The sequence below is a fragment of the Mycobacterium sp. NAZ190054 genome, assembly GCF_001545925.1.
Classification (GTDB): Bacteria; Actinomycetota; Actinomycetes; order Mycobacteriales; family Mycobacteriaceae; genus Mycobacterium.
Genome location: NZ_LMVQ01000142.1, coordinates 1 through 9,092 on the forward strand (window position 1 = coordinate 1; position 9,092 = coordinate 9,092).

The window sequence follows — 9,092 nt, forward strand, 5'->3', positions numbered from 1 at the left end:
TCGATCACGGTCGTCCAGTCACCGGTGTCATCAGACGCCAGGGCCCAGGCGACGACGTTGCTCCCGACGAAGGGGCCTGGTTGAAGCAGACGACCGCGTTCCACACCGATGATCACCGCATCCAGCACGCCGCGTCCGGATACTGAGCCGCCTCCGAGACTGTCGGGAACCAGGGCTGCGAACCACCCCAACTCGGCGGCTTGCTGCCAATACTCGCGATCGAATCCCCGGGTTTCGGCTAGCTCGCGGACACGCTCGAGTGGGCAGCGCCGGCGCTCGAATCGAAGAGACTCCGTGCGGAGCAACTCCTGCTCGGCCGTCAGGTCGAGCATGACCGGCAGTACCGGTGGGCGTTCGCGGTCAGCCACGGGCGGCCGCCTTGCGGGCAATGAACTCGCGCAGCGTTTGTTGGCCTTCAACGGTCCGGCCCGACAGCACCTGATTTCGACACTCGATGTCGAGAACCTCAGCCAAAGTAGCCGTTTCGGCTGCACGAAGGGCATCCTTCATGCGTCCGTAGGCACGGATAGGGCCGGCGGCGATTCGCTCGGCGAGTTCAAGCCCGCGATCCAACAGTTCATCGTCGGCCACGACTTCCCCAACCAGGCCCATCGACGCCGCGGTGGCCGCATCGACTCGTGCCGCCGTGAACATGAGTTCGCGCGCCTTGGAGGGCCCGACGAGGTGGCGAAGGAAGTACGAGCTTCCGAGATCACCGCTTACGCCAACGTTGGCGTAAGCGGTGGTGAAGATGGCGGATTCCGAGGCGATACGGAAGTCACAAGCGCAGGCCAGGCCCATACCCGCGCCGGCACAGGGGCCATTGACCAGCGCGATCGTCGGTCGTCGAGACCCGTATATCCGAGCTACCGTCGCTTCGGCCAGCTCGCGCAGTGTCGCGACGGCAGATTCGAACTGCTCGAAGGCTTCCGCGGTGGTCGGCTCGGCTGCAGGTTTCTCGTCGTGCAGGGACGCCATTACCTTGGTGCTGCCGCCGGCGCAGAAGCCCCGGCCCGCTCCGGTGATCACGATGCAGCCAACGGAGTCATCGGCGTCGGCAATCCGCAGCGCGTCGGCAAGGGCGTCGAACATCTCAGGCGTCAATGCGTTCAGCGAGTCGGGGCGGTTCAACGTCACCAACGCGACGCCGGCCAACGGACGTGACGAAATCACCGGTGGCTCATCGCCGTAGGTAGTCGACACCATCAGCTCCCGGTGAAGTTGGGTGAGCGTTTTTCATGAAAGGCGCGGAATGCTTCAAGCCGATCGTCACTCTGGAGCGCAATCGACTGCCAGGCAGAGCAGGCATCCATCTGGTCGAGAACCTGGTGTCGCAGCATCCGGTTCATGGTGATCTTGGTGGCCCGCACCGAGTACGGCATGAGGGCGGCGAGCTGATGAGCGATCGTCATCGTGAAGGCTCTCAACTCGTCGGCTGGTACAGCATGATTGATCAAGCCCAGCTCGGCAGCCGTCTTGCCGTCAAGCGGCTTGCCGAACAGAAGTAACTCCTTCGCCCGGGCGAATCCGATGAGCAGCGGCCAGACGACAGTGCCGCCGTCGGCTGCGACGAGGCCAACCTTGGTATGCGTGTCTGCGATCGTTGCGTCTTCGGCGGCAACGATGATGTCGCTGAGCAACGCGATGTTTGCTCCGAGGCCGATTGCTGGGCCGTTGACCATGGCGACGATCGGCTTCTCGACACGAAGCAGCGTCTCGATGAAGCGCTGGGTCTCATTTCTGATCTTCCGGTTGGTACGCATGAACTCCTTGGCATCGGCCTGCTCGGAAGTGTCGCCGCCGGCGCAGAAGGCGCGCCCGGCACCGGTGAGGACGATGACGTTCGACGATTCATCACTGTCCGCAGCGACGAGGGCGGCCTCGAGTTCGTGGTGCAGAGCCCTGTTGACCGCATTGAGCTTGTCGGGTCGATTCAACGTCAGCACGAGGACCGCACCGTCGCGTTCGACATTGATGGAGGTATAGCTGAATGACTCGGCCGAGTTTGAGTTGTTCGAAGTAGACATCGTATTCCTTTGCTAATCAATGCCTTCGCGGCGGAAGGGAGCGTCGCGCCATTCGAAGGCAGCTTTAAGTCCTTGCTCTTGCGCGATCTTGATGAACTCCACTCCGCCTGGGCGATATGCCGGTGAGCTCAAGGTGTGCCATTGCGCACCGGTGGCCAAAGCGGTCCGAATGCCCATGATTTCGTAAGTCTGGTTCAAGCAGAGCTTGTTCGCGGCCAATATGTCGGGTTCGATCGACCCCAACGCCCGCAGCTCACGCATCGTTGCGTCTTCCAACTGATCGGCCGGAAAGCTCTTGGCAACCCACCCGATCTCCGCGGCTCGTTTACCACTGACGGAATTCCCGGTCAGTTGCAGGTATTTCGCCTGGGACATGGGGAGCTTCCACGGAAAGTACTGGACATCTGGCGTCGAGAGCCCACGCATGGCAGGATATCCGAGCCGCGCGTCATCGGCGACGAATGCGATGTCACACATCGACATCAGTTCGGTTCCGCCGGCCAGGCACGCGCCGTGCACCTTGGCGACCACGGGCTTGAGGAGGTCCCAGATGGCCATCCAGCTCTCAAGATACGTGCGCTGAACCTGATCTGTCCACCCGTCAAACCATCGGGCCGACTTGTACTCAGACGGACGATCGCTGCGGTCTGGGGAGAGGTCGTAGCCGCTGCAGAATCCGGCTCCAGCGCCCTCGATGAGAATTACACGGATTTCGTCATCTGACTCAGCTGCCTTCAACGCATCCAGCAGCTCCAGCCGCAGCGCGGTGTTGATCGCGTTGCGTTTGTCGGGACGGTTCAGCGTGATTCGGGCGATCCGATCCTCTACGGAGTAGATGATCGACGTGTACTCGGACAAAGCGGTCTCCGAAATCTCTATTTTGGTGTGACGACGAACTCGTTCAGCTGCGGCTCGGTCGTCCACCGCCAGTAGTCGAGGGCGGGCCAGGGTGACATCACAGCGATACGGTCGAATTCATTGCGGTAGTAGGATTTCTGGCGCGGATCAGACCAGATCGCCTGGGATAGTGCCGCATCCAGCGCTTCCTGGAACTTGTCAAACACATCTTCGCGGATCTCCACGGAGCTGAGGTCTTCCTCGATCATCGCCTTGATGCAGCCGACGACATACCGCGTCGCCACTTCGCTCAGCTGAATCGGGTTGCCACTCTTCGGGTTCGTGTTTGGCCCGTACATGCACCACAGGTTCGGGAAGTTCGGCATCATCATCCCGAGATAGGCGCGCGCCCCGTCCTTCTTCCAGAACTCGGTCAGGGGCAGGCCGCCCCGTCCCCGCACTTCGATCGGGTACAGATAGTCGTTGGCACGAAATCCGCTGGCGAAGACGATCGCATCGAATTCGAGCTCTTCTCCGCTTTGGAGCACGATGCCTTTCTCGCTGATGCGCGCGATCGGTTCGGTGACGAGCTCGACATCATCTCGCAGTAACGCATCGAACCAGCCATTATCGAGCACGAGCCGCTTCGCCAGGGGGGCGTACTCCGGTGTGCACTTTTTGATCAGATCTTCTCGGCCGTCCAGCTTCTCGCGTATGTAGCCACGAAGGCGCGCCACCAGCTGAGCATTCACCTCGCTAACGTCCGGACCGTCACCTTGCCATGCCGCGTCGATTTCGTAATACGGCGCGAGGTGGTCGCCAAACGCGTATGCGAGTCTCAGCCTCGACCAGTTGGCGTAATACGGGACGGTGCTGTCGAGCCACGCGGCGTGCTCGGGAAGTGGATCGCGGTAGCCCGGGAATCCGACGACCCAGGCGGGAGTTCGCTGAAAGACAGTCAGATGTTCGACCAGAGGGGCCAGATCGGGCACTAGTTGCAGGCCGCTCGAGCCAGTTCCGATCGAAGCGACGCGCAAACCAGACAATTCAACGCTGTGATCCCAATTTGCCGTGTGGATCTTGGGTCCGGCGAATGTCTCTATCCCTTCGATCTCGGGCATGCGCGGCCGGTCGAGCAATCCGACCGCGCTGACGAGACCGTTGGCCCGCAGAACCTCAGATGACCCAGACGCCGTTGTTGTACGGACGACCCACACCTGGTCCTCGTCGTCCCATTCGGCCGCGCGCACCTCGGTCTCGAAGCGGATATGTCCGCGCAGGTCGTATTTGTCGACAACATGCTCGATGAAGGCATGTAGTTCGGACTGGGGCGCGAACATGTGCTTCCAGGGGTAGTCGAACTCGAACGAGTACGAGTACACCCTGCTCGGAACATCGACGCGAATGCCGGGGTAGGTGTTCGCAAACCAAGTACCGCCAACCGATGCGTTCTTCTCGAGGATGACGAACGGAATGCCGGCACGCTTGAGTTGGATCGCAACGTTGAGCCCAGACATGCCGGCGCCGATGATCACGACGCTGAACTGCTCGCGCGCCTCCGAAGGCACCGTGCCCCAATCGACCTCGCGCTGCATCGGCCGAATCGCCGCTTCCTCGATCCAAAAATCCAGATCCCTGTCGGACACCGGAGCGCAGATCGCCATTTCAACGAGGCGATGTAGCTCGGATCGGCTCGACGGGAAACCTGGGAACTCAAAGCCCTCATCCCGACTGCGGCGCAGATGGTGCAGCATCCGGTCTTGAAGTCTGGCGATGGTGCTTGGATCAGCAACCATCGACATTGTTCCGATAAGCGGGCCGGGGACCGTCACCAGTTCGACGTCGTCGGCGGCGCTGTCGCCGAGCTGGTGAAGGATGACGCGCAAGACGATCGGGTCCGCCTGCGCGAGCGCTTCGCGGATGAACTCATCGCTTGCATTGATTTGCTTCCACTGCGCCAAGCGATGACATCCTTTGCTCTTGGCGGCGACGCCGGCCGGGCCGGGACGCCGGATTGGGTCTGATGCGGTTTTGAGTTAGAAGATTGCGATTGGGTTGACCGGGCTTCCGGTCCCGCCTGGGATCCGCAAGGGAGCGATGATGAGTTGGAAGCTGTAGCGCTTCTCCTGTTCGCAGACGGTGCTAAGGGGCTCCACGCTGACGTTGTCGACGAGCGGCAAACCCATTGCCACCAGGCCGATCATGTGCAGCGGTGCGAGCACCCGATTGAAACCTGACGGATACCGTTCGACGCAGTCCCCGCCATATGCTGCGGCTTGGCGCTCGTGAAGCCACGGAAGACAGTCCGCGGCGAGCCCGGTGCGCACACTGCCCGGCCCGGCGATGTCGGGTGTTTCCCAACCTTCGGTCTCCATTCGGGCCCAGTGCCCGGTCCGAACAATGGGGATGTCGCCGGATTCGAGGCGCACATTGCCGAACTGCTCCGCTGCTTCGAGATCTTCTGCGTGGACCCATGTCCCCGCCTCGAGCCATGGCACGCCGCGAGCCGCTGCAATATCGAGCAGGACACCACGGGCAACAATTCCGTCACGCCACGCGACGATGTCGTTGCTGAGTGCACCTAGGTGAGAGAGGTCCGAGAGCGGGCGGCCGTTGTAGGCGCTGCCCTCCCAGTGCATATGCGCCAAGGCGTCGATGTGAGTTGTTGAGACTCCGTGTATGGGAAGGCCCAAAAAATCGACCGGTGCGTACGGCGAGTGCAGCATCAAGTGAATCGCCGGTTGCGGATTGTTCGGTTGCTGCTGGGTGTTGATGTCGTGTGCCAGCGACACACAACGACCGAGGGTCACCTCCGCTGCCGCGGCCCGACGCCGTTCAGGCGTGATGTAGTTCAGGGTGCCGAGTTCGTCGTCGTCGCCCCACCGACCCCAGTTACTGAGGTCCTGCATGAAACCGACCACGTCCTCTTCGGTGAGGGTTTTGGTCACGACCATGCGGGTGTGCTCCCATCTATGCCTGCCGCTGCGGCGCAAAGACCGCCCGAAGTGCCCAACGAAATTGACGATCCGCGGTGCGCTCGGCCTAGGCGTCGACCGTCGTGGCGTGCCGTGCTTCGTACCTCTCGCGGTACTGGGCCTTGGACGTCTCACTGACATCGACGTCCGTGGCGGAGGCCCGCAACGCGCCCACCGTCCACTCAGCGAACGGACGATGCTTCGTCAGGTCGAACCGGAAGAAGCGGCAGGAGTTCTGCCACGTGATCTTGTGGATCTCCTCATCGGTGCACTCGGCTTCCTTGAGCTCGTCCCACAGCATCTCCGGCGACAGTGGCCAGGTCGAATCCGAGTGCGGGTAGTCGCACTCCCACGCGATCGAATCCACCCCGATGCGGTCACGAATCCGCAGCGAGCTGCGGTCGGTGATGAAGCACCCGAGTGTGTTCTTCTGCAGAACCTCGCTGGGAAGCATCTCGCTCGCGCCGGGTACGTCGGTCCACACGTGCTGCTCGACGTGCCGGTCGGCTCGGTCCATGTAGAACGGGATCCATCCGATGCCGCCCTCGGACAATGCGACCTTAAGGGTGGGGAAGCGCGCGAAGACACCGTTGCTCAGCAGATCGTTGAACGTCATGGCCGTCATCTGCGCGCCCATGATGATCAAACGGCCGGGCTGGAATCCGTCGGGGTTCGGGATGATGTTGATGGCGAGCCCAATGTGCAAGCACAGCACGGTATCCGTGTCACACGCGGCTTTGAAGACTGGCTCCCAATAATCCGACCCGAAGCTGGGCAGGTTGAGCAGATAGGGCACTTCGGGCAGCGTGACGGCCGTACAACCCTTGACCGCAACCCGCCGGATCTCGCGAGCCATCTCCTCTGGGTCGTAGAGCGAGAGAATGGACAGCGGAATGAAGCGGCCCGGGTAACTGCCACACCATTCGTCGATGTGCCAGTCGTTGTAGGCACGAATGGCCGCACTGGCAAGCTCCTTATCTGGAACATTGGCCAGGTAGTGACCGCTGAATCCGGCCATGGTGGGGAAGTTCAGTGATGCGGCGATCCCGTTGGCATCCATATCGCGCACGCGCGCATCGATGTCATAGCAGCCGGGACGCATTTCGGCGTGCCCGACGGGGTCCATGCCCCACTCCTCCTTCGGCCATGAGGCAACCGCGCCGACGCCGATCGCACCGGCGTTCTGTCCGCAGAACTCCCAGGTATCGACGCCGTTGGGAAGCTGTGTCATCTTCGGCGCTTGGTCCTTGAATTTGGCGGGCATGCGATCGTCGAACATGTCCGCCGGCTCGATGATGTGGTCGTCGGTGCTGACCAGAATCATGTCGTTCATTTCCATCGAAGAACTCCTGTCGATCGCGGTCCCCGCCATGCGCGCATTAGGTAAGTAAACGCAGACAAACCAAATCGTCTCATAGCACTTGGGGAAGGTCAAGGAAGTGCCGCGTTCAACGGTGCGGGCGTAAGCGAGCAACAGTTGTGCAGCGGGCACCAACAGGACGATGCGTGCGATATCCGGGTCTAGCGTTGCGGGCCGGTGCCCTGAACGCACCGAAACCGCCTGCAGCGCAATGACTCTGTTGCTGCGTTTGGTCAGCAGCTATCGCCGTGGGACCGGTCCGGGCGCAACGATTACTGTCGCGTGCGAGGTCGCGTGACTTACGCCGACACCGTCAACGGCGGGTCTTGTTCGCGGGTCCCGCATCGAGATGCCGCTCGTCTGAGGGGACGGCTCCTACGCCGTGGTACAGCATGGCGGCAAGTTCGTGCGCCATCGCGTCGAGCGGAGTCGGGTCAGCGCCGAGCCGTCGTTGGATCGAGGCCATGAGCGTGATGCCGAGCAGAGATCGGACGAACGCACCCACCGGAAGCTGTTCTGAGTGCCGACTTTGGAGGTAGGGCTGGGTTGCCGCTTCGAGCTTCGCCACCAACGGCACGATTTGCTCGGAATAGAAAACCTGTGCTCGTTCGGGCGGCCCAAACAAGACAAGTCCCAGCAGTGGGCCCACCTCGTCCATCATCTGAATCAGCTCAGCGACGAAGCCGGCCAGCGTCGAGACCTCCTGGCCGGTGGACTGTGCCCGTTCGAGGTGAGCGGCTCGATCGACTGCTGCCAGCAGTACGCGATCCAGCTCGTCGACGACAGCAGCCTTGAACAACTCGTCCTTTGATTCGAAGTGACGGTAGATCATTGCTTCGGTCACGCCGGCACGCGCCGCGATGCTGCGGGTCGTCGTCGTACCGATGTCTCCGGCCTCCAAGAAGGAAATCCGAGCCGCGTGCAGGATCGTCTCGCGCCGTTCGGCTCCGGTCATTCGGCGCCTGATTTCGCCGTTGTCATCGTCGACCGGGCCTCCGGCCTTCCGAGATGTCGGCATGTTGGACCTCGCAGACAATGGGGCTCTGGGCGACCACGAGCCAGGTTGATTAGATGGCTAGGATAGCGACCCATTGGTCCGAGCTATTGGCGCTCCGCCCTGCGAGCCGAGTCCTATCTAGAGAGTTGTTCCCGTGACTCGCCGCCTCTCGAGGTCATCGATCTGCGAATCGTCGAGGTCGAGCAGGTCGCGCAGAATCTCGTGGCTGTGTTCTCCGAGAGTTGGCGCTGGGCGGCGGATCCACCTGTCCACGGTGCTGTAGCGGAACGGCAACGTGCTAACCGGGTGCGAACCAGCCACGGGATGGTCGACCTCCTCGAAGAAACCAAGTGCAGCGAGCTGCGGGTGGGCCCCGGTCAGTCTGGGGTCAGTCGCGCGGCCGGCCGGAATGCCGGCTGCGACGAGAACCTCGACGGCGTCGTCCAAGTCTTGATCTTGCGCCCACGCTTGCAGCGCGACGTCGATCCGGTCGTGGTCGGCTCGCCTACCTTCGAGGGTCGCCAACGCAGGGTCATCGGCCCACGCGGGCGAGCCCAGCAGCTGCCGAAGCGCGTCCCAATGCGCATCGGTGCTGACCGACAGCGCAAGCCACTGCTCGAAGCCCCGGCACGCGTAGAGCCCTTGAGGGGCTGCGTCGGCGCTGCGGTTGCCGTCACGTACGATCAGCGTGCCGTAAGCACCGTACGCAACTGTGAGTTCAGCGGTTACGTTGAGAGCCGCCTCCACCATCGCCGCTTCGACAAATGCGCCGCTCCCCGAGTGCATTCGCGACCACAGCGCAACGAGTGTTGCAAAGGCCGCGTGATAGCCGGCGATGGGATCGCATGGGCCACGAGGGATTCGCGGCGCATCTGCCTCCGCATGACCTGTGACCC

9 protein-coding genes are annotated in these 9,092 nt (G+C 62.2%); all 9 read right to left on the minus strand.

The genetic code is table 11. The annotated features are described in order from the left end of the window. On the minus strand, positions 1-368 hold a 368-nt coding region (locus ASJ79_RS11915; RefSeq protein WP_197420177.1), incomplete at its 3' end, for an acyl-CoA dehydrogenase family protein. Beyond that, on the minus strand, positions 361-1,203 hold the full coding sequence (locus tag ASJ79_RS11920; protein WP_197420178.1) for an enoyl-CoA hydratase/isomerase family protein: 843 nt from the start codon (positions 1,201-1,203) through the stop codon (positions 361-363). The genes ASJ79_RS11920 and ASJ79_RS11915, both read right to left, overlap by 8 nt. A gap of 2 nt (positions 1,204-1,205) precedes the next feature. Beyond that, complete coding sequence (locus ASJ79_RS11925) at positions 1,206-2,027, minus strand: enoyl-CoA hydratase/isomerase family protein (RefSeq protein WP_067955354.1); 822 nt, start codon at positions 2,025-2,027, stop codon at positions 1,206-1,208. A gap of 12 nt (positions 2,028-2,039) precedes the next feature. Further along, the gene (locus tag ASJ79_RS11930) at positions 2,040-2,951 is read right to left on the minus strand and encodes an enoyl-CoA hydratase-related protein (protein ID WP_197420179.1); all 912 of its coding nucleotides are present in this window, start codon (positions 2,949-2,951) and stop codon (positions 2,040-2,042) included. Beyond that, entirely contained in the window at positions 2,903-4,825 is a 1,923-nt protein-coding gene (locus ASJ79_RS11935; RefSeq protein WP_082753794.1) for an NAD(P)/FAD-dependent oxidoreductase, read from the minus strand. Before ASJ79_RS11935 ends, ASJ79_RS11930 begins: the two co-directional genes overlap by 49 nt. 75 nt (positions 4,826-4,900) lie before the next feature. Continuing rightward, on the minus strand, positions 4,901-5,812 hold the full coding sequence (locus tag ASJ79_RS11945) for a cyclase family protein (protein WP_197420180.1): 912 nt from the start codon (positions 5,810-5,812) through the stop codon (positions 4,901-4,903). Positions 5,813-5,906: 94 nt separating this feature from the next. Further along, complete coding sequence (locus tag ASJ79_RS11950) at positions 5,907-7,178, minus strand: amidohydrolase family protein (RefSeq protein WP_067955361.1); 1,272 nt, start codon at positions 7,176-7,178, stop codon at positions 5,907-5,909. A 334-nt stretch (positions 7,179-7,512) separates the two neighbouring features. Next, positions 7,513-8,154 (minus strand): TetR/AcrR family transcriptional regulator, encoded by a 642-nt coding sequence (locus ASJ79_RS11955; protein ID WP_067955363.1) that lies wholly within the window; start codon positions 8,152-8,154, stop codon positions 7,513-7,515. Between the two features lie 180 nt (positions 8,155-8,334). Continuing rightward, positions 8,335-9,092, minus strand: a 758-nt coding sequence (locus tag ASJ79_RS11960) for a CoA transferase (protein WP_197420181.1), incomplete at its 5' end; no start/stop codon positions are given.

What these genes read in the sequence shown, in the direction of transcription:
- ASJ79_RS11950 (WP_067955361.1), bottom strand. Translation starts at nt 7,178, where the DNA reads ATGGAAATGAACGACATGATTCTGGTCAGCACCGACGACCACATCATC.
- ASJ79_RS11955 (WP_067955363.1), bottom strand. Translation starts at nt 8,154, where the DNA reads ATGACCGGAGCCGAACGGCGCGAGACGATCCTGCACGCGGCTCGGATT.
- ASJ79_RS11925 (WP_067955354.1), bottom strand. Translation starts at nt 2,027, where the DNA reads ATGTCTACTTCGAACAACTCAAACTCGGCCGAGTCATTCAGCTATACC.